Origin of the sequence: Mesorhizobium onobrychidis (assembly GCF_024707545.1) — a bacterium.
Lineage (GTDB): Bacteria > Pseudomonadota > Alphaproteobacteria > Rhizobiales > Rhizobiaceae > Mesorhizobium > Mesorhizobium onobrychidis.
Genome location: NZ_CP062229.1, coordinates 6,132,399 through 6,158,352 on the forward strand (window position 1 = coordinate 6,132,399; position 25,954 = coordinate 6,158,352).

The following is a 25,954-nucleotide window of genomic DNA, read 5'->3' on the forward strand; positions in this document are numbered from 1 at the left end:
TTCTTTTGCTCATCCGCTTCATCCCAGGATGGTCGCGACATGCTGGAACCACGTGACCAGAGGTGCCGGCAGGTAGATGCCGGCGCCAAACACCAGGGCCAGGTGGGAATACATCGGCACGTAGGATGCCTCGACGGGCGCGGTGCCGCCGCGCGGCTCGCCGAAGGCGACGCCAGTCAGCCGCAGCAGCAGGGCGCCGAAGGCGATGAGAAGCCCGAACACCAGTGGGATCGCCAGAAGCGGCTGCCTCGCAAAGGTCGAGCTGACGACCAGGAATTCGCTCATGAAGATGCCGAGCGGAGGCAGGCCGGCAATGGCAACGACGCCGATGACGAGCCCCCAACCGAGTCCGGGATGCGTTTCCGTCAGCCCTCTGATGTCGGCGATTTTTTGTGTTCCCTTGACCTGCGCGATGTGCCCGACCGCGAAGAAGATCGCCGACTTGGTCAGGCTGTGCATGACCATGTGCAGCAGGCCGGCGAAGTTCGCGAGCGGGCCGCCCATGCCGAACGCGAAGACGATGATGCCCATGTGCTCGATCGAGGAGTATGCGAACAGGCGTTTGATGTCGCGGCGGCGGTAAAGCATGAAGGCCGCGAAGATGAGCGAGGTGAGCCCCATCGCCACCATCAATGGTCCCGGGGCTATCGCCTCCGGGCTTGCGGCGAGCAACAGCTTGAAGCGCAGCACGGCATAGAGCGCGACGTTCAGCAACAGGCCCGACAGCACCGCCGAGATCGGCGTCGGGCCTTCGGCATGCGCATCGGGCAGCCAGGCATGCAAGGGCGCGAGGCCGACCTTGGTGCCGTAGCCGAGCAGCAGAAAGACGAAGGCGACGTTAAGCAAAGCCGGGTCGAAATGCGCCGCCTGTTCGATGAGCACCGTCCAGACCATGGCGTCGGTGCCCTCGCCGACGACCGGTTGTGCAGCCATGTAGACGAGGATGGTGCCGAACAGCGCAAGCGCGATGCCGACGCTTCCCAGGATGAAATATTTCCAGGCGGCCTCCAGCGCTTCATGCGTGCGATAGATGCCGACCATCAGCACGGTGGTCAGCGTCGCAAGCTCCACCGCCACCCACATCAAACCGATATTGTTCGACACGAAGGCGAGGTTCATGCCGAACATCATGATCTGGTACATCGCGTGATAGAATCGCAGGTTCGGCGCGGTCAGCCGGCCGGTCTCCAGTTCGTGCGCAATATAGGAGGCGCTGAACACGCTGGTGGTGAAGCCGACGAATGTGTTGAGCACGATGAAAACGATGTTGAGATCGTCGACGAGCAGGTATTGGCCTGGCTGCGGCCGATCGGTGACGAACAGCGACAGCGCGGCGAGCAAGGTCAGGAAGCTCGCGGCGACATTCAGGCCTGCCGACATCCGATAATTCGGCAGCGCCGCCAGAAGTGCGGCCGCGCCGACGGGTATCAGCAGGATGGCGGCCACCGCGTCGAAGGGAGCGGTCAACGGCGTTCTCCCCTGTAGTCGTCGAGCGCGCCGACATCCACCGAGTCGAACCGCTCGCGGATGCGGAACAGGAAGACACCGATGACGATGAAGGCGATCAGGATCGAGAAGGCGACGCTGATCTCGACGACCAGCGGCATGCCCTTGGCGCCGGTGGCGGCCAGCACCAGGCCGTTCTCGAGCGACATGAAGCCGACAACCTGGCTGACGGCGTTGCGGCGGGTGACCATCACCAGCAGCCCCAGCAATATTATCGACAGCGCGAAGGCCAGGTCTTCGCGGGCGAGCGGGTCGGCTTCGGGCGTGACCCGCAGCATCAGCACCATCGACAGAGCCACCAGACCGATGCCGGCAAGCATGGTCGGACCGATGCCGACGGCGGTCTCGATGTCGCGATGGATGCCGAGCCGCAGAATGATGCGATGAAGCCCGACGGGAATGACGATCGCCTTGAAGATGAGGGCGATCGCCGCGGTGACATAAAGGTGATGAGCGTCCTGGATATAGGCCTGCCAAGCCACGGACAGAGCGAGGACGACCGCATGAAGCGCAAATACGTTGATCAGCGCAAATAGGCGATCCTGGTACAGCATCATGAAACTGACCAGCACCAGGCCGCCGGCGAGCAGATGAGCGATGTCAAAGGTGAGACCGTTCATCAAAGGCTCCGTGAGACGAACAGCAAGAGCGTGCCAAGCAGTGCCAGCATGAGGGCAGCGCCGAGAAAATCCGGGACGCGGAAAACGCGCATCTTGGCGATGGCAGTCTCGAACGCGGCAAGCAGAATGCCGCAGGCGGCAAGTTTGCCGATATAGACAACGACGCCCAGAGCATAAGACGCTGGTCCGGCTCGAGCCGTCACCAGTCCCCAGGGAATGAAGACGCAGGAGATCAGCGACACATAGAGCAGAAGCTTGAGGAAGGCGGCGAGCTCGATCATCGCCAAATGGCGGCCGGAATATTCCAGCACCATCGCCTCGTGAACCATGGTGAGCTCAAGATGCGTCGCCGGATTGTCGACCGGTATGCGGGCGTTTTCGGCGAGCGCCACAATGACGAGGGCGATCATCGACATGCCGAGCGATACCCGCAGGCCGACCTCCGGCGAGCCCATGACGGCGGCGACGGTGGACAGTTGCGTCGCGCCGGCGACGAGCGCCAGGCTGAACACGATCAAAAGCATGGCGGGCTCGGCCAACGAGGCGATCATCACCTCGCGGCTTGCGCCGATGCCGCCAAAGCTCGTGCCGACGTCCATCCCCGCCAGCGCCAAGAAGAACCGCGCACTGCCAAGCAGAGCGACGATGGCTATCAGGTCGGCGGTCCAACTGAAGGTGAGGCCGGTTGCGAATGTCGGGATGAGCGCGGCGGCAACCCAGGTGGCGGCAAAGATCAGGTAGGGTATGACCCGAAACAGCCAGGATGCGTTGTCCGCCAGGACGACCTCCTTGCGCATCAGCCGCAGGAGATCGCGGTAGGGCTGGATCAGCGAAGGTCCCTGGCGGCGCTGCAGTCTCGCCTTCACCTTGCGCACGAAGCCAGTCAGAAGCGGTGCCAGCAAAAGCACCAGCATCATCTGCGCGCCCTGGACGGCCAGTTCAAGGATCAGGGCCATAGCGCGAGCACCAGAAGCAAGGTGACGAGGTAGAGAAAGACCAGGGTCAGATAGCGCCGGATGGTCAGGAACTGCAGATGGTTCAGCTTCTCGGTCGCAAACCTGACAGCGCCAGCGATCGGCTGGTAAAAAGTCTCCCAGACCACATCGTGGATTTCCACGGTGAGGCGTGCCGGAGCGGTGGCGCCCGGTGGCGGCATCTCCACCTTTTCACGGGCACGGAACGCGAATGTGCCGAAGACGCGGCGAATGGGCTGCGCGAAACTGACGGCCGTGTATTGCGCGGCCGGCGTGACGTCCGGGAAGCCGCAGCCCCATGCGGGACCACGACGCAGGGCATGCGAGGCGAAGCGGTGAATGACGAACGCCGCAAGCGATGCGGAGATTGCAATGAACACAAACACCAACAGGCCGTTGTAGGAGCTTCGGCTCTCGGCGATCGGCACGATCGACAGCCAGGGCTGGGCCATCTGCACCGGCATGCGGTTGCCGATGAGCGAAAGCGTCACCGGTGAAAGACCGTCTATGACCAGGCCCGGCAGGATGCCGGCAAGCAGGCAAAGGGCCGCGAGAATGAACATCGCCGCCAGCGAGTAGCGATCGACCTCCTGCGCCTGCCCCACCGCCGTGGAGCGTGGCCGGCCGAGAAATGTGATACCGAACGCCTTCACGAAACAGGCCGCGGCCAGCGCCGCCGACAGCGCAAGCAGGCCACCGACAGCGGGCACCATCACCTTCAGGCCCCATTGCGGCAGATCGGGGCTCTGCAATATGGCTTGGAAGGCCAGCCATTCGGAGACGAAGCCGTTGAAGGGCGGAAGTGCGGAGATCGAAACGCAGCCGACGAGAAAGACAAAACTGGTCAGCGGCATGCGATGGATAAGACCGCCCAGCTTCTCCATGTTGCGCTCGCCGGTCGCCGTCAGCACCGCGCCCGCGCCGAAAAACAGCAGGCTCTTGAAAAAGGAATGGTTGAGAACGTGAAACAGCGCAGCGGTGAGCGCCAGTGCTGCGGCCGACGGCATCGCGTTGGCCTTGAAGGCGAGCGCGAGGCCAAGGCTAACGAAGATGACGCCGATGTTTTCGATGGTGCTGTAGGCAAGGAGCCGCTTGAGGTCCTTCTCCATTAAGGCATAGAGAATCCCGAGCACCGCCGTGAGGCCGCCAAGGAAAAGCACAACGACGCCAGACCACCATGCCGGCTCACCGAGCAGGTCGAAAATGACGCGTATGAAGCCATAGACGGCGACTTTCGTCATGACGCCGCTCATCAGGGCCGAGACATGGCTTGGCGCAGCCGGATGAGCAAGCGGCAGCCAGACGTGGAGCGGGACAAGGCCGGCCTTAGAGCCGGCGCCGAGCAGCATGAGAACCAGGGTGGCGGCAGCGACGAACCGGCTTGGCTCGGCGGCACGCATCGCATCGAATGTGTAGGTTCCGTCCGGTCCGGCCAGCAGGCCGAAAGCGAGCAGCAGCGCCAAGGTGCCGAAGCTCGCCATCACCAGATAGATGTAGCCTGCCCGCGTATTGTCCTGTTCGCGATGGTGCGCCATGACGAGCGCCCACGAGGCGAGCGACATGAACTCCCAGGACAGCAGGAAGGTGAAGGCGTCGTCGGCCAGCACGACAAGATTCATGCCGGCAAGAAAGGCCGGGAAAAACGGCAGTACCCGGTGCGGCGCAGGTTCGTGATGGCCGTAGCCAAGCCCATAGAGGCTGGCCACAGTGCCTCCCAGATTGACGACGACCAGAAAGAATGCCGACAGCGCGTCGAGACGGAAATGAGCGCCGATCCACGGCAGCCCGAGTGGTAGCGTAACAGTGGATACGCCGGCAGGATCGCCTGTCAGCCCCGCTGCGGCTATCGCGAACATGACTGCCGAGATAGCAAGGGTTACGCCATAGACCAGATACGTTGCCGAGCCGCGCCGACTGATAGCGACGGCCACTATGGCGGTTCCCAAAAACGCGGCGACACCCCACAAAAGAAGGGCAACGATCGACGTCACGGCAGACTCCCGCCGATCTCGGCTTCCGCTTCGTCGACGCCGGAAATCCTGGCCGGATTGAGGCCCGCCTTCAGCCGCACGCCCCGTCCGCCAGCCTGGCTGGTCGCGCCTTCCCCGATCAACTCGATGCCAGCAGCCTCAAGTGCTGCAATCAATTTCATCAACGAATCGACATTGCCCCGGATCATCGCCTCGCTGGCTTCCATGCGCTGAATTGTCGGGACCGAAAGGCCGGACAACTCGGCAAGCCTGCGCTGGTCGATACCGAGCAGCGCCCTGGCGGCGCGCAATTGTGGTGCAGTTATCACCGGCGACCCTTCGGCTCAGCTTTGAGACATGATGTCTCAGCGTTGCAGCATACATTGAAATGTGCTACCGTCAATTACTGATGTGTGAGGCATCTATTTGCCGACGACCCAGCGACCCCCTTGGATGAGATGACGGGCGAACATCCGGGCGTTCCCCGCAATCAAACCAAGATGGCGGGGCGGCTGACATAGGAACTTGGCCATAGGTCGTGGCAGCGCGGCCCGCGCTGAAGATATCGCAACCAGCGGCGAATACTCTCCTCTGGACCATCGCCGGACTCCGGAAGCAGTCCAAGATGCTCTCGACATGGAAGACGCAGCGGCTGCACCATCTCCTTAGGCAAAGAGTGTAGCCACCCTGCAACGGCTGCTCACGCGTGCCGTTACTCAGTCGCCAGCGCGATGGCCGGGCGCGGCACCGCGAATCTGCTCAGGCGATACGCAATTCCGTGGCCGCATCGAAGAGGTGCACCTTGCCCGGCAGCACCGAAAGATTGATCGCCGTGCCGGCGTTGCGGCGCTCGTCACGCGGCACCACGGCGACGGCGTCGTATCCCGCCACGCGTAAATGAATCTGGACATCCGCGCCGGTCGTTTCGGACAGCACGACCTCGCCCTTGATCTCACCCGCATCTGAAATGCCGAGATCATTTGGCCGGACGCCCATGATGACCTTTTGGCCTGGCTTCGCCTTGATCTGCGGTGAGAGGCCGATCGACACGCCTTCGGCGACGAAGCGAGGACTGCCGCCCGCGGTCTCGACAGCGCCAGCGATGAAATTCATTGAAGGCGAGCCGATGAAATCAGCGACATATTTCGAGTTCGGGCGCTCGTAGACCTCGTCGGGCGTGCCGATCTGCATGATCCTGCCGGCGTGCATCAGCACGATCTTGTCAGCCATCGTCATCGCCTCGATCTGGTCATGGGTGACGTAGATCGTGGTCGTGCCGAGACGATTGTGGAGTTGGCGGATTTCCACGCGCATATGAGTGCGCAGCTTCGCGTCGAGATTGGAGAGCGGCTCGTCGAAAAGGAAGACGGCGGCATTCCGCACCATGGCGCGGCCCATGGCGACGCGCTGGCGCTGGCCGCCCGACAGTTCCTTGGGATAGCGGCCGAGGTAGGGCGTGAGATTCAGGATTTCCGCCGCCCATTCGACCTTCTTCCTGATCTCGGCCTTTGGCACTTTCGCCACTTCGAGACTGAAGCCGATATTGTCGAACACCTTCATTGTCGGATAGAGCGCGTAGTTCTGGAACACCATCGCGATGTCGCGATCGCGCGGGTGAACGTCATTGACCCGCCTGTCGCCAATCAACAGATCGCCGTTGGTCACACTTTCGAGCCCTGCTGTCATGCGCAGGAGCGTGGTCTTTCCGCAGCCCGACGGCCCAAGAAGGACGACGAATTCGCGGTCGGCAATGCCGAAGGAGATATCCTTCATCACCTCGACATGCCCGAAATTCTTGGCGATGTTCCTATATTCTACGGTAGCCATTCGCTCTCTCCAGAAGCCCGGATTCGGGTCGTCAGTATTTCTGCCTTGTCGGCGTGATGACGATTTCCTGCACGAGGGCGTTCTGCGGCATCTGGTAGGTGTGCAGCATGAGGTCAGCGACGTGCTCGGGCCCAATCCCGCCGCCGATCTTGAGCTTGTTAGCCTTGTAGTTGGCGAGCGTCTGCGGATCGAGGACGCCGCTCAGAACTTCGGTTTCGATCACCCCGGGCGAAAGCACAACCACGCGGACGTCATAGTCGGAAAGATAGTCGCGCAGCGATTCCGACACGGCGTGAACGAAGAATTTTGTCCCGCAGTAAACCGTATGATCCGGATAGACCTTCCGGCCAGCGATCGAACTCATCATGAACAGCGTCCCATGACGGCGCTCCATCATGCCCGCCATCACGGCGTGGACCGAGTTCAGCACGCCTTTCGTGTTGATGTCGATCATCTCGTCCCATTCCTCGGGCGGCTGGCGGCCTATGTCGGCAAGGCGCGCGATGCCGGCATTGGCAAAGAGCATGTCGACCGGTCCGTATTCGGCTTCCGCCCCCTTCACGGCGGCTGCGATTGCGGCGCGGTCCCGGACATCGACCTGCCGAGCCATGCTGTCGGGCAGATTCAGCGCCTCCATGCGCTCCAGACGGCGGGCCATCATAAGAACAGGATGGCCGGCGCGCGAAAACACCTTGGCGACCGCCTCGCCGATACCAGAACTGGCTCCTGTCACTGCTACGAGCTGTTTTCCAGCCATTGCTTTTCCTCTTGGGAATTGTCGATACCCGGGGTGGCGGCCTTAGGCCGCCACCCCGGAACATTCAGCCCTTGGCGACGAGATCGTCGACCTGGGTTTTCAGGGCGTCGAGCGACTCCTTGGCCGAGCCCGACTGGCCGGCGAAGTATTTGCCCAGTGCAACCGGGATCATATCGCTCGAGAGTTCTGCCCATGCCGGCAGGTCGGGCTCGGATCCCATGTAGTTGGCGATGGTGTCGCGCACGACCGGCAAATGGCGGGTCGTGCCGGCGCCGACACGCGCATTGGCCAGCACGCGCGGATCGTCATAGACGCTGGTGCGCGTTGGCCCCGTACCGCCGCCCAGAACGGTTATCAGCGCCTGGGTATCGGCTGAGGTCGCCCACTGCATGAAAATCCAGGCGGCGTCCGGGCTCTTCGAGTATTTCGACACCGCGAGCGAAGAACCGCCCTGGTGACCAACGCCCGGAATTTCGCCGAATCCGGTCTGCTCGACGGTGCGCAGCGTGGCGGCAGGTTTCGGCGGAACCATCGCTTCCATCAGACCGGAGACCTTGGAAGCCTTGGGATCGTCGAAGAACGGGAAGAATTCGCCCCAAGACAGCATCGAGGCCGCGACGCCCTGGCCGACCGACTGGCCCTCGCCATCCCATGTCCAGCCGTCGACGCCGGGCGGCATCGTCGCCTTGAGCTTGTCCCAGTAGGCCATGGCGGCCAAGCCAGCTTCGTCATTGCCGGTGAATTTGCCGTCGGGGCCGAAAATCGAACCGCCATGGCCCCAAAGCCACGCCGTCCAATCGCATTCGAGGCTGTAATGGCCCGATTTCATCTGGCCGCTGGTGCCGTACATGTTCGGGCCCTTGGCGTCGGTGATCGCCGCAGACGCCTTCAGCAAATCGTCCAGCGTGGCCGGAGGCGGCAGCTTGAGCTCGTCCCAGACGTCCTTGCGGTACTGCATGATGAAGATCGGGATGTCATAGGGCACGCCGACCATGCGGTCCTCGTACATGGCGATACCGTCGACGAGCGGCTTCAGGAAGTCGTCGATGTTGTAATTCGGCATTGCCAGATCGGCGTTCTTGAGCTGCTCACGCGGGTCGAAGACGTCCTGGCTGAAGCTCGCCGCCCAGCTCTGGTCGATATAGTAGAGGTCGTAAGTGCCGAGGCTCGACGCCACGTCGAGCGTCAGCTTCTGCAGCACTTGCTCGAGCGGCAGCACTTCGATCTCGACCTTGATGCCGGTAGCCTCCTCGAAATACTGCTTGAGCTGCGTGGCGATGGCATTCGACGGCGGCGTCGATTCGGTGGCGAGACGAAGGGTCGTTCCGGCAAAGGGCTTGCCGACATCCGAGAGCCACTTGGTGATTTCGGCGCTGGGCTTTAGTTCCTGTTCCTGAGCCGATGCCTGGCTGATGCCGTAGAACGGACGTCGTCCCAGGCCCATGCCGAGCGCGCCGGCACCGAGGCCGAGAATGCTTGCTGCGCGAAGAAACGAGCGCCGGTCCATCTGTCCGCGAACGAAGCGATCGGTGACAGAGGCAAGATGCGCCTTTCTGATGCTGTCTTTCATTGTCTACTCCTCCGGTTTAATTCGCGATTTTCACAAGGCTGCGAATTCGAGCCTCCCATCTATTGTTTCAACGATCCCATCGTGAGACCGCGCACGAGGTGCTTTTGAACCAACAGAATGACGATGAAAGCGGGAATGATGGATGCGGCGCCAAGCGCGGCCATGTTGCCCCAGGCGGTGCCGATCGAGGTGACGAAGGTCGACGAGACGACAGGCACGGTCTTGACAGACGTGGTGGTCAGGGTCAGCGCAAACAGGAATTCGGTCCAGCTGAAGATGAAGCAGAGGACCGCCGTGGCGGCGATGCCGCCCTTGGCCATCGGCAGCACGATCCGCCGGAAGATCATGAAGCGGCTGGCGCCATCGACAATGGCGCTCTCGTCGATCTCCGACGGAATGTCGTCGAAGAAGCTCTTCATCAGTAGGACGGCGAGCGGCAGGTTCATCAGCGCGTGGATCAGCACCATGCCGGTATAGGTGTCGATGAGACCGAAATTCTTGTAGATGAAGAACATCGGAACCGCGACCGCGACGGGCGGCATCATGCGCGTCGACAACACCCATCCGACAAAACTGTGCCGGCCGCGGAAGTTCATTCGCGATAGGGCATAGGCGGCAAGCGTGGCGATGGCGACGGCGAGCACGGTCGACAGCGTAGCGATCACGATCGAATCCCAGACGCGGGGCGCCATGTAGAAATTGCCGCCGCCCGGCGTCACGGTGATGCCGCCGCTGCCCAGCGAAATCCCGAACACCTTCTGGAAATTGTCGAAGGTCGGCGTGAAAGCGAACAGTTTCGGCGGCCGGTTGAAGATGTCATTGCCGTGTTTGAACGCCACCGACGTCCAGTAGTAGATCGGAAAGAAGAAGACTGCGACCACAACCCAGGCGGCGATGGTGCGAAGCATGCGCGTTGAGAAGGAGCCGTTCATTTTACCATCTCACCTTCGCGATACGGATGAAGAGATTGGCAATGACGAGGATGATCACCAGGGTGACGAGACTGAGCGTGGCTCCATAGCCCCATTTTACGAAGCTGAACGTCTGCTGCCATGCATAGAGGGAAAGCGAGTAGGTCGACGCTCCCGGCCCGCCGGAGGTCATGACGAAGACGTAGTCGAAGACGCGGAACAGATCGATGCCGCGGACCAGCACGGCGATGGCGATCACCTTCGACATCATCGGCAGGGTGATACGCCGGAAAATCTGGAACGACGACGCGCCGTCGATCATCGCGGCCTCGTAAGGCTCGGGCGGCAGCGCCCTGAGACCGGCAAGGAAGATGAGGACCATGAACGGCGTCCACTGCCAGATTTCCGCGACGAGAACGCCGGCAAGCGCGGTCGACGCCGTGGCGAGGATGGGGTTGTTTGGATTGAGCAGACCAATCGACTGCAGGAGGTAGCTGATCACCCCGAACTGCGGATCCTCCATCAGCAGATACATCATGCCGACGATGGCCGGCGGGATGACGAGCGTCATCGTCAGGACGCCGCGCAGGAATCCGAAACCGAAGCCGTCGCTGTCGAGGAGCAGCGCGATCGCCATGCCGAGCACCAGTTCAAAGACCAGCGCGATGGCGAAATAGGTGAAGGTGATGACGAGCGACTGCCAGAACCGCGTGTCGTTCCAGAGCTGCACCCAGTTTTCCGTTCCGACGAATTCGAGCGCCCGTCGGCGCGGGACGAACTCATGGAAGCTCAGCCAGATGTTGTAGATCAGGGGATAGACCGTGAAGACAAGCAGGATCGCCACCAGCGGCAGCAGCCAGGGCAGCGGGTGATCCGAAACGACGAAACGTCTGGCTTGGGCAACCCGCACGCGTTCCTCCCGAACCGCTTCGTTTTGCGATGCACAAATGTTCATATCTTGTGCATTTGTTCAAATGCTATATCGTCACCATGTCTGTGGCAAGCACTTGTTGGCCCGCTACAGCGGCATTCGGATGGGTGCGCCACCAGCATCGGAGGACCCTCATGACGTCGATCGGTCTCCTGGCACGGGTAGCCCATCAGTATTTCGTGTTGGGCGAAACGCAGCAGGCCATCGCCGAGCGGCTGCAGATCAACCGCACCAAGATCCACAGGTTGCTGGCCGAGGCGAAGGAGCGCGGCATCGTCTCGATCCGCATCAACGCCGGGACGTCCCAGGCGCTCGAAATGGAAGAACAGCTCAGGCGGAAGTACCGGCTCGACATATGCAGCGTCACACCGAACGATACCGGGTCGGAGCTCGGGCTCTCCGAAGTGATCGGCATCTATGCCGCGCAGACCGTCGAGACGCTGCTCAGGGACGACATGACGGTCGCCATGGCGTGGGGCCGAACCATGAGATGGCTCGCCTCCAACATCGAACCGGTGGCCCTCAGGAACGTTACCGTCGTGCCGCTTCTCGGCTCTCTGTCGCGCCGGTCGTCGATCGACAAATACGACGCCGCCGCCGTCTTTGCCCAGCGCACCCAGGCCGAATCCTACTATCTCCCCGGACCCATCATCTGCGACAGCCGCGAAAGCCGCGAGACGATCCTGCAGCAACCGAGCGCGCGCGAGGTTATCCAGAAGGCACTGAACGCCGACCTTGCGCTGATGAGCGTCGGCGGCACAACCAGCTCGACGCTTCGGAGCGTCGGTTATATGACCGACGAGGAATTCGACGATATCCTCAGCATGAAACCGATCGGGAACTTTCTCGGCTATTTCTTCGACCGGAACGCCGAACTCATCGACCATCCCGTCAATGAACGCATTGTCGGGGTTTACCCTCTCGACACAATGAACATTCCCAAACGCATCCTTGTTTCCGGCGGAAAGAATAAGGTCGGCATCATGGCCAAGCTCCTGGAAAAGGGATTCTTCACCGGGCTCATCACCGACCAGGAGACGGGGAGTTCGCTCTGACATCCACCGGCCGGGATTGCGGTAGCAACCGAAGGTGCTGTGCGATGTTGCCTGGAGCATCGCGCTCGCTTTCCTCTGAAAGCAGACTGGCATCGAATCCTCCCTAAGCCGTCCCTGGTTCGCTTCCATCGCCTGCAGAACATCCTTTGCGTCTTTTGCAGCCGGCACATTTCGCGCCGGCCGATCAGACCACCCCCGACCTCCGGTTTGCCAGGATCATATCGGCAACCTCGACGAAGCCGCGTCCACCCCGCGACCTGGCGACGAAAACGGGTTCGGCGTCGATCTGTCCCTGGAAGTCCATGACATTCGCGACCCCGAACGAGTTCGGAAAGAACCCGAACATCGGGGCGTCGTTCGGGCTGTCTCCGACGAATGCATAGGCCAGCTTTTCAGCATCGAGATCGGTTCCCAGCCTCTCGCTTGCAAAGCGGCGCGTCATCGACAGCTTGTCGTATCGGCCGAACCAGCCATTCACATGGATCGACGAAATCTTGGCGACAGCGCCGGCCTGCTCGAAAATCTGCTTGATGCGCCTGGCATCGGACATCGGCAGCGCCGGAACATCTTCGCAAAAGTCGATGGCCAGATCGGCTTCGCGGTATTGCTGGTCGGCGGATACGGCCGAACCCGGCACTTCCTGGACAATGCGCCTTTCCAGTTCGGTGAGCCTGCGCCTGTTTTCCCGGCGTTCCTCAGCGCTCGCCGCGAAAACCCGGATCATCTTTCGCGTTGCCTGATCATAGGCGAAATAAAAAGCGCCATTTTCGCCGACCACACCGGTCACCGGCCAGAACCGGGCAATCATGTCGCACCAGCCTGCCGGTCTCCCGGTAATGGGAGCAACGACAAGGCCCGCCTCGTGCAGGCGTTCGAGCGCACCGTAGGCATCGGCCGGAAGACGGCCCTCGGTAGTCAGCGTGTCGTCGATATCGCAGAAGACGCCGCGAATGCGCGACGCAGATTCGGGTCCGAATTCGGCGAGATCGCGCATCCGGTCAGGTTTCCCCGCGAGCAAAATCCTCCAGCATTCCTGCATCCGCAGCAATGTCGAGGAACGAGAAGCGATTGCGCATCTCCCGGCAATGAACGACGGCCTCGCGATAGAAATCGGCCGGCGTGCCCAATTCGGCCGCTGAAATCGGCCCGCCGGTGGATTTCAGCAGCCGCTGCATTTCGTCGACGGGCACCATGAATTGCTTAAGCTCCTGCCTGAGCGTCGGCCAGAGCTCCTGCAGCCGCTCGTTGAATGCGGCGGCAGCAGTCTCGTCGAAGGCCTTCTTCTTCAGTTCGTCGAGACATTGTGCGGCGACAGCCGGCCCCATGCGGCGGACCATGTCGTCGGGATCGATCTTCGTCGCCTTCACCACCGGCGGCTTGTCGCTGGCAAGCATTGCTTGCTGCAATCGCGCCATGGTGAGTGAAGCGACGCCGACCTGGGTGCCGTGGAGCGTACCGGGGTGACGCTCGCCCGCGAAGCAGTCGATGTAGTGCGATACCTGATGCTCGCCCATGGAACCGTGATTGGAGACGCCGGTGAAGGAAATGCCGAGGCCGCAGAGCGTCAGCACGCGGTAGAGATAGCCATTGGCCTCGATGTTGTGTTCGGCAAGCTTTGCCGCACGCTCGTTGAGCGCCGCCTCATCCTTTTCCTGGATGAGAAACGGGACCTGATGATAGGCCGTGCCAAGCAGGCGGTGCGACATCCACCAGTCGATCTGGGCGACCGAGCGGCAAAGGCAGTCACCGAACCCCGCCGCCGACAGATAGGTCGGGGCGGCAGCGGAGACGCCAAGATCGACGAAAAAGCCTGATGGCGCATGGGAAGGAAGCGATACCTTCAGGCCGCTTTCAAGTGTGATGGACGCGGTCGTCGATGTGTAGCCGTTCATCGAACCGGCCGTCCCGAACACGCAATAGCGCCGTTCATTCCTTCCGGTGACGAACTTGCACAGATCGTTGATCGTGCCGGAACCGACCGCGATCACGGCATCCGCATCCGCGAGTTTGACGGCCAGGCTTTCGACGTTGGCCATGTCGGCATGCGGATGATCCAATATCACGACATCGACGGGGCCGAGCGTCTTCAGTTCGCGCGCAACGCGTTCGCCAAGCGCATCATAGGTCGCGGCATCCGCGACGACCGTGAACCGCTCACCCAGGTCGAGCTCAGAAACGAGATCGCCCGCCCGCCCTTCGAGGCTTTCTTCGATGACAATCCGGTCATACGGCACAACGGCCTTGTTACCGGTCTCCGGGTTGGTCCAGCGCCCGTCCAAAATGTCGTCGATTAATGCCGTCCAGGATCCGGCTGCCGGATTCGTCATGACGTACTCATTCTGGCAACCCTGTAACCGAGGCGCAGGAGCGTTGGCGTTATAAAACAATAGTCACCTATCACTGTCTTTTGTCAAGCATTCGCGCGCGACGCTTGACTTCGTTCTGCAAACCTGCGGAAAAAGGGACATGAATGCCAATGCCGACATCGACGTGGTCCGACCATCTGGGCTCTCGGCACTGCCGCCGGAATTCGACAGCGCGGTGGCGTGGGCTGCCTGGCTCTACTATGTCGACCAGCTCAACCAGAGCGACGTGGCCAAGGTCATGAACGTCTCCAGGGCGAGCGTGGTGCACTATCTGCAGGAGGCGCGCGAAAGCGGACTTGTCGCGGTGCAGGTCGACCACGACGCTTTTGCCCGCACCTTGACGTCGCGGCGTCTCATGGAAAAATACGGGCTTCGCGGCGCGGCGGTCATCCCTGACCTCGATCCCAACGATGCCGACCGCCGCATCGGCGAAGCGGCAGGACGGCTGCTCGCATCCATGGTCGATCCGGGTGACACGATCGGCGTTGCTTGGGGAAAAACGGTGCTCGCTGCCGCCCGCTCGATCCCACGACTACGGCATGATCGGAACCTCACCGTCGTCCAGCTCTCGGGAAGCTCGATCGGGACCAGCGATTTCTCGCCGGAATTCTGCACCTCGCTAATGGCCAATCGGCTCGGCGCCCGCTGCATCAACCTGCTTGCCCCGGCGATCGTCTCCACCGACGAACTGCACGACGAACTCATGCAGGAGCCGATGCTCGTCAACCAGTTCCGTATGATCCGTGCCGCCGGCAAAGTCATCTTCGGGATCGGCGATATCGGGCCGGAGAGCACCTATGCCCGAGCCGGGATATCGGATGCGGCCGCACTTGCTGGCATGATCGAGCAGGGAGCGCTCGGCGTTATCATCGGGCGGTTCATCGACGCTCAAGGAGCCCCTTTCGCAACACCGCTCGACGGACGCACCGTCGGCATCACGCTCGATGAATTGAAAGCGGTGCCCGTCCGCATCTGCGCCGCCGGTGGCGCCCGCAAGATGGGGGCGATCAGGGCTGGGCTCGGCGGCGGATATGCGACACATTTTGTCACCGACATGGCCACCGCGAACATTCTCTTGGAGTAACCGGCACTCGGTGGAACTCATCGTCTCGGGAGGACAATCATGGGCAGCAGCGACGGACCTCTTGTCGTCGGCCTCGACAGTTCCACGCAATCGTGCAAGGCGATTGCCTGGAGCCGGGACGGACGAGCCGTGGCGGAAGGCCGCGCGCCGATCGATCTGATGAAGCCGAGGCCGGACTATGTCGAGCAGGAGGTCACCGACTGGTGGCAGGCCGCAACAGTAGCGCTGCGACAGCTTTTCGGAGCGGTCGATGCGAAACGCATCGCCGGTATCGCGATCTCCAACCAGCGCGAGACCGTAGCCCTCATCGACGGCGCCGGCGAGCCGATCGGACCCGCGAGCCTGTGGCTCGACGAACGTGCCGCCGGGCTGGTCGACCGTTTCGCGGCGGAGATCGGCCGTGAGCGGCTGCACGCAATCACAGGCAAGCCGATCGATGTGACGCCGGTCGTCTACCGCCTGAAATGGCTGCGCGAGAACGAGCCGGAACGGTTGGACCATGCGAAGAAAATCCTCGACGTGCACGGCTATCTGACGCTGAAACTGACGGGAACGCCAAGTGCGAGTTGGACGAGCGCCGATCCGTTCGGTCTCTTCGATATCTCGCGCAAGGCATGGTCGCAGCCGCTCCTCGATCATCTCGGCATCAAGCCGTCGCAACTTCCCAATGCGGTGCGGTCCGGCACGCGGGTCGGGACCGTTCATGCCGCGGCCGCCGCCGCAACAGGGCTAGCCGAAGGAACGCCGGTGATTGCCGCCGGCGGCGATGGGCAATGCGCCGGGCTCGGCGTCAATGCCATGCGCGAGGGCGTCGTCTATCTCAATCTCGGAACTGCGATCATCGCGGGAATCTGGTCGCGGGAACCGGTGGTCGGCGCCTTCTGGCGTACCATGACCTCGCCGACAGGCGATGGCTATTTCCTCGAGGCAGTGCAGCGGGCGGGTGTCTATTTCGTCAACTGGTTCGTCGACACTTTTGCCGGCGGGCGCTCCGATCCGGCGATCTTCGACCGCCTTGAAAGGGAAGCGGCGGCCGTCCCGATCGGCTCGGACGGACTTCTCGCTGGAACCACCCTGGTCGGTTGCATGGATCCGCATTGGGATCCGAGCGCACGCGCAAGCTTCATCGGCATGCATCCCTCGCACACGCTCGGTCATTTTTATCGTGCGGGGCTCGAGGCGATGACGCTGCAAACCGCCCGGGCTCTCGAAGAGATGCGCAGCCATGGCCTTTCGCCGGCGCAAATGGTGGCGATCGGCGGCGGCGCCAACAGCAAGCTTTGGACAAAGATGATCGCGGACGCAACCGGGATCGCGATCCATAAGGGTCACAATGCTGAAGCCTCCTCCCTGGGCGCAGCCATTAGCGCTGCGGTCGGCATCGGATGGTTCGAGAGTTTTGCTGAGGCCGCTGACGCGATGACGAGCATCGCCGAGACGATCGAACCGGACCCACGCGACCGCGAAACTTGGAACGCGCTGTCGGCCAGGCAGGCCAAGGTCTTCCCCGCGACCCAATTCGCCTGGCGCAATTGACACCGGCGCAGGACGTGCGATCGAAATGCCTCGCCGTCCCGCTACTTCAACCCACCCACAGCCTGCTGATAGACATCAGGCTTGAAGCCGACGAGGATACGATCACCAAGATCGAGGACCGGCCGCTTGATCATCGTCGGCATGGCCAGCATCAGCGCCTTGGCTTTCCTCTCATCGAGGCTCAGCTTGTCCTCGTCCGACAGTTCGCGAAATGTCGTGCTCGCCTTGTTGAGCAGGATTTCCCAGCCGACCATGCCGGACCAACCGTCCAGCCGATCCGCCTCCAGTCCTTCGACCCTGTAGTCGTGAAAGCGATAAGCGACATCATGGCTCTCCAGCCAGACACGCGCCTTCTTGATCGTGTCGCAATTGGTGATGCCGTACATCGTGATCGTCAAATTTTTGGCCCTTGGACTGATCGCTCATCGAATCTGGCGCACCGTAAACCACCCTTCAGACATTGCCAGCGGCGACCCCGCAGGCATCCTCAGAATTTTTTGCTCTTGCCAATACTAAGGTTTTTACCTAAGTAACATAAATTATGTCCAGTAACGCGAGGACGACATGACCGTGGCAACAAGCCTGCACTCCGCCAGCCAGCCGCCGATCGACGGCATCTTCCGGGCGCTTGCCGATCCAACGCGCCGCCGAGTTGTCGAGCGGCTGAACAGAAGCCCGGCCTCGGTCAGCGAGCTAGCCCAGCCATTCGACATGGCCCTGCCCTCCTTCGTCGAGCATCTCAGGGTTTTGGAAGGCTGCGGGCTGGTGCGGTCCGAAAAAGCCGGCCGTGTCAGGACCTACCGGCTTGCACCTGAGCCACTGAAGCTTGCGGAAAACTGGCTGGTCGAGCAGCGCGCGCTGTGGGAACGCCGCCTCGACCAGTTCGACGACTACGTCCTAAAACTCAAGGAGAAAGACAAATGAGTTCGACCCTGCTGCTCAAACCCGACCCAAAACTCGACCTCGTTCTCGAACGCGTCATCGACGCGCCGTGCGAGCTATTGTGGACAGCCTGGACGACGCCCGAGCATGTTCGGCGATGGTTCACACCGAAGCCGTGGATTGTCACCGATTGCGAGATCGACCTCAGGCCCGGCGGCCTGTTCAGGACTCGCATGCAGTCGCCTGATGGTAAGGAGGTCAATGACCGGCATTGCTGCTACCTCGACATCGTGCTCAACGAGCGGCTGGTGTGGACGGATGCGCTGCTGCCCGGCTATCGGCCGTCAGGGGACCCATTCATCACAGCGGTCGTATCGTTGCAGCCGGAAGGCAAGGCGACGCGCTACACCGCGACCGCCATCCACCGGGACGAAGCGACACGAAAGAACCACGAAGAGATGGGCTTTTTCGACGGCTGGGGCACAGTGGCGGACCAGCTTGCGGCGTATGTGAAGGGGATTTGAGGTGCTCACACGGCGGCCAGGGCATCGTCCTGGCCGCCATGCCTGATTCCCAACGATGCAGCGAGGTGACCAAGCTTCGGGAAGCCGGTTTCAGCCTCAATAATAGAAGCGCTCTTCGGCAATTTTGCCGTTCTTGACCGTGTACAGACCAACCTCATCCATGCTGACACGCTCGCCTGTAGCCTTGGGCGTTATGTCAAACTTGAAGCGCACTGCGAACTGGTCGCCGTTGACATATGGGCCTTCGACCGAGCCGCCATGAACTTCGTTGTTCTCTTGCCACCACTGGCCCTTCTGCCTCACGGCTTCCTTGCCACGGCAGATGGCCATCGGCCCTTCCATTGCTTCGTAGCTGACGATGTCATCGGCATTGTACTTCTCAGCAGCACCTTCGTTCTCACCCTGCTTGAGCAGCTCTGTGAAATTCTTGGCAATTTCCGCGGTGGTCATGTGTTCCTCCTGTTCAGACTAATTCCAAGTAGGGAATCGCTTGCTGGCCTGCCACTGTCGCCTGCTCGATAGCTGACATCATGTCAGGATGGAGATCGCGTGCCAGCCCTTGACCGCTGAAGCACTTATGATGCGACGAAAGCATGGAACAAAGCAGGAACAAACTGGAGAGTCAAGTGGAGATCGAGTCGGCAATTTCACGATAGTGCATCAGTAGCATCCACGCTCGACGGCGAGGCGGCGCACCAGCGCCAGCACGTTGTCGATGGTCGGCGTCGGCTGGCCAGTCAGCCGGCCGAGTTCCTGAACCGCCGTCACCAGCGCGTCGATCTCCATTGGTCGGCCGCGCTCCAAGTCCTGCAGCATCGAGGTCTTGTGCTCGCCGACGTCGCCGGCACCCTTGATGCGGCGGTCGACCGATATCGGGAAACGAACGCCGAGGCTTTCGCCGATCGCCTGCGCCTCGAGCATCATGGTGAGCGCGAGCGTGCGGGTTGCCTCGTCGGCAGTGATTGCCGCAAGCGTGCTGCCGGTCAGCGCGGAAATCGGGTTGAAGGAGAGATTGCCCCAGAGCTTCACCCAGATCTCACTGCGAATGTCGTCGCGAACCGGTGCCTGCAGCCCCGCCGCAATCATCTCCTCGGCAAGCCGGGTGACACGCTCGCTCTTCTCGCCCGAGGGCTCGCCAAGCGAGAAGCGTTTTCCCTCGATATGGCGGACAAGGCCGGGCGCATCCACCTCGGCCGCGGGATAGACGACCGAGCCGATGACGCGATCCGGCCCAAGCCGATCCCAGATCACCCCACCGGGATCCACCGCTTGCAACCGCTTGCCTTCGAGCGACCCGCCGATCCTGTGGAAATACCACCACGGCACACCATTCTGCATGGTGACGACGGCCGTCCTTTCGCCCAGCAGCGGCGCAATCTGGTCGAGCGCTGATGCGAGCGAATGGGCCTTGAGCGCCAGCACGACATAGTCCTGGACGCCTAGCTCCTGCGCCTGCGCGGCGGCCCTGACAGAGGCGACCGATTCATGACCATCTTCGATCAGGCGGAGCCCGGTCGCCTTGATCGCGTCGAGATGCGCGCCGCGCGCTACGATCGAAAGATCGACCCGGCCGGCCATGGCAAGTTTGGCCGCGAGATAGCCGCCGATCGCGCCGGCGCCAAAAATGGTGATCCGCATCATCATCCCAGCCCGGGTTTGGCAAGCCCGGGTTTGGCAAGGCCGAGTTTGGTCGCGAGACCGATGCGCTGCAGCTTGCCCGTCGCGCCCTTCGGGATTTCGTCCAGGATCAGGACAATGCGCGGCACCTTGAAGTCGGCAAGCCGGAGCGCGGCAAAGCTGCGGATGTCGCCTTCGGTGGCGGCCATGCCCTCGCGCAGCACGATCGCAGCCGCGACCTCCTCGCCGAGCTTGTCGTGTGGCGTGGCGAAGGTGACGACCTGCGCCACCGCCGGATGGTCCATCAGCACGTCGTCGACCTCGAGCGGCGAGATTTTCTCGCCGCCGCGGTTGATGATCTCCTTGAGCCGGCCGGTGACGCGCAGATAGAAGTCTTCATCGAGCACGCCCTGGTCGCCGGTATGAAACCAGCCATGCGCAAAAGCCGTGGCATTGGCGTCCGGATTGTTCTCGTAGCCCGCGGTGACATTAGGCCCGCGAATGACGATCTCGCCGGTCTCACCGGGCTTCAGCAATTGCCCGTCCAGCGCCATCACCGCCACTTCCGGTCCGGCGGCGGCGCCGACGCTGCCCGGCTTGCGCAGGCCCGGCGGCAACCGGTTCGAGGCCATCTGGTGCGCGGCCTCGGTCATGCCGTAGGATTCGATCACCGGACAGCCGAAGGTCGCCTCAAGCTCCGCCATCACTTGCGGCGGGAGCGATGCCGAGGACGAGCGGATGAAGCGAAGAGGCGCGGCGGCCAATGCATCGGCATTGCGCGCCGCCCGCGGCAGGATCGCCTGATGCATGGTTGGCACGGCCGTGTACCAGCTCGGCCGCGCCTCGCCAAGCCAATGGAAGAAGCGCAGCGCGTTGAAGCCCGGCGTGCAGAAGACGCTGCCGCCGACCGCGAGCGAGGACAGCACCGCCGCGATCAGCCCATGGATGTGGAACAGCGGCATGATGTTGAGGCAGCGATCACCGGCCGTCAGGCCGAGCGTCGCGCCGATATGGGCGGCCGAGGCGGCGAGATTGGCATGGCTGAGCGGCACCAGCTTGGGGCGTGACGTGGTGCCGGAAGTGTGCAGCAACAGCGCGATGTCGCCGTCCCCAGCCAAATCGGGCGCAGCCGGCGGGCCGATCGGTTCGCCCTCGATCACAAAGCTTCCCGCAGGCGCGTCGCGCAGTGCTGCCAGCCTGAGCACAGCTATGCCCAGGCGCTCGGCCACGGTCACCGCCGGGCCGCTTTCGTCTTCGGCAGCAAGGATCGCCTTGGCGCCAATATCGGTCAGGTAAAAATCGAGCTCGTCGGCCCGGTAGGCCGGGTTGAGCGGCGCGGTCGAGGCGGCCGCCGCCACCGCGACAAAGGCAGTGGCCATCTCCGGCCCGTTCGGCAGCACGATGGCCACCCGGTCGCCACGGCCGAGGCCCAGTGCATGCAGTTGCGCTGCCGTTTCCGAGATCAGGCGGCGCAATCCGCCATGGCTGAGCGTGATCCTGTCGGGTGCCGAAATCGCCGGCGCATCATCCGCGCCGGCAGCAAGTCGTTCAATGATCGACGCCGCTTCAGACAACGCGAACCTCTAGATCGCCGACACCATCGATATGACCGCGAAGAACATCACCGCGAACAACCGCGCCGACGCCCGCCGGCGTGCCGGAAAGAATGATGTCCCCCGGCATCAGCGTGAAAAGACCTGAGAGATAAATGATCATTTCCGGAACTTTCCAAATCATCTGGTTGAGGTCGCCGGTCTGTTTTCGCTCGCCATTGACGTCCAGCCAAATCGCTCCCTGGGTTGGATGGCCGATCGAACTTGCCCGAACCAACGGCGTGCATGGCGCCGATGCCTCGAAGGCCTTGCCGACCTCCCATGGACGGCCCATGTCCTTCGCCTTACCTTGCAGGTCGCGCCGCGTCATGTCGAGACCTACGCCATAACCGAACACGCAGTCCAGAGCCTTTTCGACCGGGATTTCCGTGCCGCCGCTCTTCAGCGCCACGACCATTTCGATCTCGTGATGGACATCGTTGGAGGCCGGAGGATACGGAAATTCCCCTGTCGTATCGAGGTTGTCGGGGTTCTTCTGGAAGAAGAAAGGCGGCTCCTTGTTGGGGTCGTGTCCCATCTCGACTGCATGCGCGGCATAGTTCCGCCCGACGCAATAGACCCGGTGCACCGGAAACATCTTGTCGGTTCCCGCCACCGGGATGCTGGGGATTGCGGTCGGTTCGATGACGTAGCTTGAGGTCGTGCCGTGCATGTTCACTGTCTTGCTCCTGCATAGTATTCGACTTTGGCTTCGGCCCTTTCGATCAGTTCGGCGATCAGCAGGGCGAAGGCAAAAAGGATGATGGTCAAGGCCCAGAATTCGGCCATGCGGAAATTTCGCGAGAAGGTCTCGAACAGCGCGCCGTAACCGACGATGGCGACGAGCAACTGGCCGATGACGACGCCCTTGACGCCGCGGATGAGGCCGAGACGGATGCCGGCAAGGATTTCCGGAAGCGCCGCCCAGAGGATGATCTTGGTGTAGAGTGCCGGGCGCGAGGCGCCATAGGAACGCGCCATCTCGATCAGCGACGGTGAGATATGGCGGACCCCGGCGCGGGTGTCGAGAACGATGATCCAGATCGCAAACAGAAACACTGCCGCAACGATCGTCTTCTCGCCGAAGCCGAACAGGATCATCAGCACGGGGACGATCGCCGAGAGCGGTGCGCTTGAAAAGATATTGACCCACATGCCGAGCAGGTCGTCGGCGATCTTGACGCGTCCCATCAGGATGCCCAGTGGCACGCCGATAACGATCGACAGGGCCATGCCCATGGCGAAGGCGCGAAGGGTCGTTATCGTCGCGCTCTGCCAGGATGGGGTCTGCACCAGACTGACCGCCGCAACCAGCACGTCGCTAAACGGCGGCAGCAGAAAGACAAGGTCAAGCCGGCCGACGATTTCCCATACGACGCACCAGACGAGCAGGGATGCCATCATTGGTACACGGTAGCCAAACAAGGTCATGACCGGTTATTCCACATATTGCTTCAGCCCCTGCCAGATCTCCTCGACGGTATCGAGATAGTGCCTGTCGCGATGAATGCGCTCCGGGTCGCCGGAGCGGTCGATTTCCGGTTCGATGATCTGCGACACCCGGCCGGGTCTCGGTGACAGCAAGACGATGCGGTCGGAGATGTAGACCGCCTCCTCGATCGAGTGCGTCACGAAGATGAAGGTCTTGTTCTGGTTGGTGCGCAGCCGGATCAGGTCTTCCTGGAACTTCCGCCGGTTCTGCTCGTCGACGGCCGAAAACGGTTCATCGAGGAGCAGGACATCGGCATCGACCGACAAGGCCCGCGCCAGGCCGACGCGCTGGCGCATGCCGCCCGACAGTTCGTGCGGATATTTGTCCTCGAAGCCGGCGAGACCCACCTCGGCGATATAGCGGCGGGCGATCTCCTCGCGCTCGGCCTTGTTGGTGCCGCGCAGTTCCAGTCCGAAGGCGACGTTGCGTGTCACCGTCGCCCAAGGCATCAGCGCAAAGTCCTGGAACACGAAAGCACGTTCGGGGCCCGGTGCGCTGACGCGCTTGCCGTTGATCGCTACGGTGCCGCCATCAGCCCGTATCAGCCCCGCTATGATCTTCAGCAGCGTCGTCTTTCCGCAACCGCTGGGTCCGAGAAGGCTGGTCAGCTTGCCCCTGGGAAAGTCGAGGTCGATGCCGCGCAGCGCCTCGACATTGCCGTAGGTCTTGGAAATTCCTCTCACTTCCACGATTGAATCGATCGGCGCGGGAACCGGCGACGGTCCATTTCGCAATGCGGTCGCACCCATCTTAAGCACCTCTACTCTCGGGCCTGAAAACACGGACTTCCACCCACTGCAGAAAGACGAGCGTCAGCGTGGAAAGCGCGATGATCGAGGCAATTGTTGCGTACATCTCGGCGTAGTCTGCGCGCGAGCGGTGGAACGTGATGAGGTCGCCGATGCCGGTCGGGGTAATCAGCAGTTCAGCGAGCACCACGCCGACAAACCCGGCAGCGACGCCGAGGCGCAGACCGGCAAAAATCACCGGGCTGGCGTCCGGAAGAATGATCTTGGCGACGGTCTGCCAACGTGTGCCCAGGAATGATCGGCACATGACCAGCAGCGACTCGTTGACGTTGCGCACGGCCTTGTAGGTGTTGAGTACGATAACCGGCAGTGCCAGGATCATGACGGCGAGCGTCTTGGCGGTCATGCCTATTCCGTAGACGAAGGTGACCATCGGAATGAAGGCGGCGACGGGTGCTGCCTGAAGCACGATCAACACAGGGATCACCAGCCATTCGCCGGTGCGCCAGAGGCCGCAGATCGTGCCGAGGCCGACACCCAGGAACGCCGACAGGACGACGCCGAGCACCAGCGGCTGCAGCGTCGAAAGATAGGCGGTCGCCAGGCTGCCGTCGGCGAGCAATCCGAAAAAGGCGACGATCGTGTCGGAGAAAGTCGGGAAGGCGAAGCTGACGGGAATACGCCCGGCCACTTCCCAAATTCCCGCGAACAGAGCGATCGACACCAGCCTGAGCAGGATCGGCTGGTCCCACGATGCGCCCGTTGCGCTTCGAGTCGATGGGGAAGCGAGGCCGGCAGCCTCGCCGTCGGTTCTGATACTTACGGCCATCCGGCAGGCCGCCTATTTCTTGCCGAGCTTGGCGACGGCGCGGTCGATTGCGGAGACATCCCAGAAGTCCTCGACCTTGAGGCTCGCTGGATCGCCTTCGATCTGGCCGGCAAGGCTGAAGAAGGCAAAGTCGTCTTTGGCCGCATCCGCTCCGCCGCCGTTCAGCGCAAGGCTGCCGGCTTCCGCGGTTTCCTTATAGTATTCGGTGATTTCGCTATCCGCCTCCGCGCCGAGATCCGGCAGCAGTTTGTACTTGTTGCGGAGCTCGACCGCCACCGCCGGGTTCGCGGTTATTTCCCGCGCGGTCTTCATCAGTTCCTCGACCAGGATGTCGACGTCGGCGGCGTTGCTCTTCAGATAGTCTGCGGTCGCGAAAAGCGCTTCATCCGAAGCGCCGAGATCCTCGACCGGCAGAACGATGAACTTGCCGGGGGCTTCGGCCTCGAGCGCGCGCCGGTTGGCGGCATCGACGATCGACGCCTTGATGGTCCCTTGGAGCAGCGCATTGCGGCGAACCTCGGAACCCGGGACATAGCTGATGTTACCGAGCTTGATGCCGTGGTTTTTCGCCATCAGGAGCATGACCGCCTCGGTGCCGGAGCCGCGCGCCTGAACGGCGACTTCCTGCCCGTCGAGATCCTTCCATTCCTTGTAGAATTCGCTGTTGACGACAGGAAAGAAGCGCAGCGTCGATATCTGCGCAAAGATGCGGATCGGCACGCCAACCTTCTGGATCAGAGTGTAGGGAGCGCCGATGCCAACATCGGCCTGACCGCCGACAATGGCCTGGGCTGCCAGATCCTCGTCATTGAGAACAATGAGCTCGACATTCACGCCGCGCTCCTTGGCGCGCTCTATCGCGGCGAGTGTCTGAATGGATTCTATACCAGGAAGGTCGCCGAATGCGATGCGCATGTCGCCCGCATTTGCGGCCGACAGGGGCAGTGCCCATGCAAGGACCGCGGCGAAAGCGGTGGCAAGGATGGTACGTCTGGTCATGCTGGCCATTGTCATTCCTCCCGTTTTTTGTAACCATTATCTTAATTGGTTAAGGCTGCAGAGAGGATTGGTCAAGGAGAAACTGCGCCATGTCGGGCATGCGGGCCTAGAAAACTCGGCAGTTGACGGTTTGAGCTAATCGTTTTAACACCGACAAAGGGAA

At 62.0% G+C, this 25,954-nt stretch carries 26 protein-coding genes; 5 read left to right on the forward strand and 21 right to left on the reverse strand.

Annotated elements, in window-relative coordinates; all coding sequences use genetic code 11:
• Positions 1 to 18: 18 nt before the first annotated feature.
• The 10 genes from IHQ72_RS30385 to IHQ72_RS30430 all read right to left on the reverse strand — a co-directional run bounded on the left by IHQ72_RS30385 (position 19) and on the right by IHQ72_RS30430 (position 11,045).
• Positions 19 to 1,467 (reverse strand): hydrogenase 4 subunit F, encoded by a 1,449-nt coding sequence (locus tag IHQ72_RS30385; protein ID WP_258119269.1) that lies wholly within the window; start codon positions 1,465 to 1,467, stop codon positions 19 to 21.
• A complete protein-coding gene (locus IHQ72_RS30390) occupies positions 1,464 to 2,126 on the reverse strand; it encodes a hydrogenase-4 component E (RefSeq protein ID WP_258119271.1) in 663 nt (220 codons plus the stop codon). The genes IHQ72_RS30385 and IHQ72_RS30390 overlap by 4 nt, the downstream gene beginning before the upstream one ends.
• Complete coding sequence (locus IHQ72_RS30395; protein WP_258119272.1) at positions 2,126 to 3,082, reverse strand: respiratory chain complex I subunit 1 family protein; 957 nt, start codon at positions 3,080 to 3,082, stop codon at positions 2,126 to 2,128. Before IHQ72_RS30395 ends, IHQ72_RS30390 begins: the two co-directional genes overlap by 1 nt.
• Positions 3,073 to 5,091, reverse strand: coding sequence for a hydrogenase 4 subunit B (hyfB, locus tag IHQ72_RS30400; RefSeq protein ID WP_258119273.1), 2,019 nt, complete (start codon positions 5,089 to 5,091; stop codon positions 3,073 to 3,075). Before hyfB ends, IHQ72_RS30395 begins: the two co-directional genes overlap by 10 nt.
• On the reverse strand, positions 5,088 to 5,399 hold the full coding sequence (locus IHQ72_RS30405) for a helix-turn-helix domain-containing protein (protein ID WP_258119274.1): 312 nt from the start codon (positions 5,397 to 5,399) through the stop codon (positions 5,088 to 5,090). Before IHQ72_RS30405 ends, hyfB begins: the two co-directional genes overlap by 4 nt.
• 430 nt (positions 5,400 to 5,829) lie before the next feature.
• Entirely contained in the window at positions 5,830 to 6,897 is a 1,068-nt protein-coding gene (locus tag IHQ72_RS30410) for an ABC transporter ATP-binding protein (protein WP_309508712.1), read from the reverse strand.
• A gap of 31 nt (positions 6,898 to 6,928) precedes the next feature.
• Positions 6,929 to 7,654 (reverse strand): SDR family oxidoreductase, encoded by a 726-nt coding sequence (locus tag IHQ72_RS30415; protein WP_258119275.1) that lies wholly within the window; start codon positions 7,652 to 7,654, stop codon positions 6,929 to 6,931.
• A gap of 64 nt (positions 7,655 to 7,718) precedes the next feature.
• A complete protein-coding gene (locus tag IHQ72_RS30420) occupies positions 7,719 to 9,224 on the reverse strand; it encodes an ABC transporter substrate-binding protein (protein ID WP_029355472.1) in 1,506 nt (501 codons plus the stop codon).
• Between the two features lie 59 nt (positions 9,225 to 9,283).
• Positions 9,284 to 10,156: a carbohydrate ABC transporter permease gene (locus IHQ72_RS30425; protein WP_258119279.1), complete on the reverse strand. Its 873-nt coding sequence runs from the start codon at positions 10,154 to 10,156 to the stop codon at positions 9,284 to 9,286.
• A gap of 1 nt (position 10,157) precedes the next feature.
• Positions 10,158 to 11,045 carry a carbohydrate ABC transporter permease gene (locus IHQ72_RS30430; protein WP_029355468.1) on the reverse strand — a complete coding sequence of 296 codons (888 nt, stop codon included), beginning with the start codon at positions 11,043 to 11,045 and terminating at the stop codon, positions 10,158 to 10,160.
• A 155-nt stretch (positions 11,046 to 11,200) separates the two neighbouring features.
• Here IHQ72_RS30430 and IHQ72_RS30435 point away from each other — a divergent pair, with 155 nt between their 5' ends.
• A complete protein-coding gene (locus IHQ72_RS30435; protein ID WP_258119280.1) occupies positions 11,201 to 12,121 on the forward strand; it encodes a sugar-binding transcriptional regulator in 921 nt (306 codons plus the stop codon).
• Positions 12,122 to 12,305: 184 nt separating this feature from the next.
• Here IHQ72_RS30435 and IHQ72_RS30440 read toward each other — a convergent pair whose 3' ends face one another.
• Entirely contained in the window at positions 12,306 to 13,115 is an 810-nt protein-coding gene (locus tag IHQ72_RS30440) for an HAD-IIB family hydrolase (protein WP_258119282.1), read from the reverse strand.
• Between the two features lie 4 nt (positions 13,116 to 13,119).
• Positions 13,120 to 14,448, reverse strand: coding sequence for a sn-glycerol-1-phosphate dehydrogenase (locus IHQ72_RS30445; protein ID WP_258119284.1), 1,329 nt, complete (start codon positions 14,446 to 14,448; stop codon positions 13,120 to 13,122).
• A 139-nt stretch (positions 14,449 to 14,587) separates the two neighbouring features.
• Here IHQ72_RS30445 and IHQ72_RS30450 point away from each other — a divergent pair, with 139 nt between their 5' ends.
• Both IHQ72_RS30450 and IHQ72_RS30455 read left to right on the forward strand, forming a co-directional pair.
• On the forward strand, positions 14,588 to 15,571 hold the full coding sequence (locus tag IHQ72_RS30450; protein ID WP_258119285.1) for a sugar-binding transcriptional regulator: 984 nt from the start codon (positions 14,588 to 14,590) through the stop codon (positions 15,569 to 15,571).
• Between the two features lie 39 nt (positions 15,572 to 15,610).
• A complete protein-coding gene (locus IHQ72_RS30455; RefSeq protein WP_258119286.1) occupies positions 15,611 to 17,107 on the forward strand; it encodes a xylulokinase in 1,497 nt (498 codons plus the stop codon).
• 41 nt (positions 17,108 to 17,148) lie between these two features.
• Here IHQ72_RS30455 and IHQ72_RS30460 read toward each other — a convergent pair whose 3' ends face one another.
• Positions 17,149 to 17,505: an ArsC family reductase gene (locus IHQ72_RS30460; protein ID WP_258119287.1), complete on the reverse strand. Its 357-nt coding sequence runs from the start codon at positions 17,503 to 17,505 to the stop codon at positions 17,149 to 17,151.
• Between the two features lie 166 nt (positions 17,506 to 17,671).
• Between IHQ72_RS30460 and IHQ72_RS30465 the strand changes: the two genes are divergently transcribed.
• Together IHQ72_RS30465 and IHQ72_RS30470 are read left to right on the forward strand one after the other, a co-directional pair.
• Positions 17,672 to 18,031, forward strand: coding sequence for an ArsR/SmtB family transcription factor (locus IHQ72_RS30465; protein ID WP_258119289.1), 360 nt, complete (start codon positions 17,672 to 17,674; stop codon positions 18,029 to 18,031).
• A complete protein-coding gene (locus IHQ72_RS30470) occupies positions 18,028 to 18,513 on the forward strand; it encodes an SRPBCC family protein (protein WP_258119290.1) in 486 nt (161 codons plus the stop codon). Before IHQ72_RS30465 ends, IHQ72_RS30470 begins: the two co-directional genes overlap by 4 nt.
• Before the next feature lie 96 nt (positions 18,514 to 18,609).
• Here IHQ72_RS30470 and IHQ72_RS30475 read toward each other — a convergent pair whose 3' ends face one another.
• From IHQ72_RS30475 to IHQ72_RS30510, 8 genes are all read right to left on the reverse strand, one after another.
• Entirely contained in the window at positions 18,610 to 18,963 is a 354-nt protein-coding gene (locus IHQ72_RS30475; protein ID WP_258119291.1) for a nuclear transport factor 2 family protein, read from the reverse strand.
• A 210-nt stretch (positions 18,964 to 19,173) separates the two neighbouring features.
• Positions 19,174 to 20,151 (reverse strand): 2-dehydropantoate 2-reductase, encoded by a 978-nt coding sequence (locus tag IHQ72_RS30480; RefSeq protein WP_258123984.1) that lies wholly within the window; start codon positions 20,149 to 20,151, stop codon positions 19,174 to 19,176.
• 2 nt (positions 20,152 to 20,153) lie between these two features.
• On the reverse strand, positions 20,154 to 21,704 hold the full coding sequence (locus IHQ72_RS30485) for an acyl--CoA ligase (RefSeq protein WP_258119293.1): 1,551 nt from the start codon (positions 21,702 to 21,704) through the stop codon (positions 20,154 to 20,156).
• On the reverse strand, positions 21,697 to 22,395 hold the full coding sequence (locus tag IHQ72_RS30490) for a fumarylacetoacetate hydrolase family protein (RefSeq protein ID WP_258123985.1): 699 nt from the start codon (positions 22,393 to 22,395) through the stop codon (positions 21,697 to 21,699). Before IHQ72_RS30490 ends, IHQ72_RS30485 begins: the two co-directional genes overlap by 8 nt.
• 2 nt (positions 22,396 to 22,397) lie before the next feature.
• A complete protein-coding gene (locus IHQ72_RS30495; RefSeq protein ID WP_258119294.1) occupies positions 22,398 to 23,153 on the reverse strand; it encodes an ABC transporter permease in 756 nt (251 codons plus the stop codon).
• 6 nt (positions 23,154 to 23,159) lie between these two features.
• Complete coding sequence (locus IHQ72_RS30500; RefSeq protein WP_236369910.1) at positions 23,160 to 23,963, reverse strand: ABC transporter ATP-binding protein; 804 nt, start codon at positions 23,961 to 23,963, stop codon at positions 23,160 to 23,162.
• 1 nt (position 23,964) lies between these two features.
• Complete coding sequence (locus IHQ72_RS30505; RefSeq protein WP_258119296.1) at positions 23,965 to 24,792, reverse strand: ABC transporter permease; 828 nt, start codon at positions 24,790 to 24,792, stop codon at positions 23,965 to 23,967.
• Positions 24,793 to 24,804: 12 nt separating this feature from the next.
• On the reverse strand, positions 24,805 to 25,800 hold the full coding sequence (locus tag IHQ72_RS30510; RefSeq protein ID WP_258119298.1) for an ABC transporter substrate-binding protein: 996 nt from the start codon (positions 25,798 to 25,800) through the stop codon (positions 24,805 to 24,807).
• Positions 25,801 to 25,954: the final 154 nt, after the last annotated feature.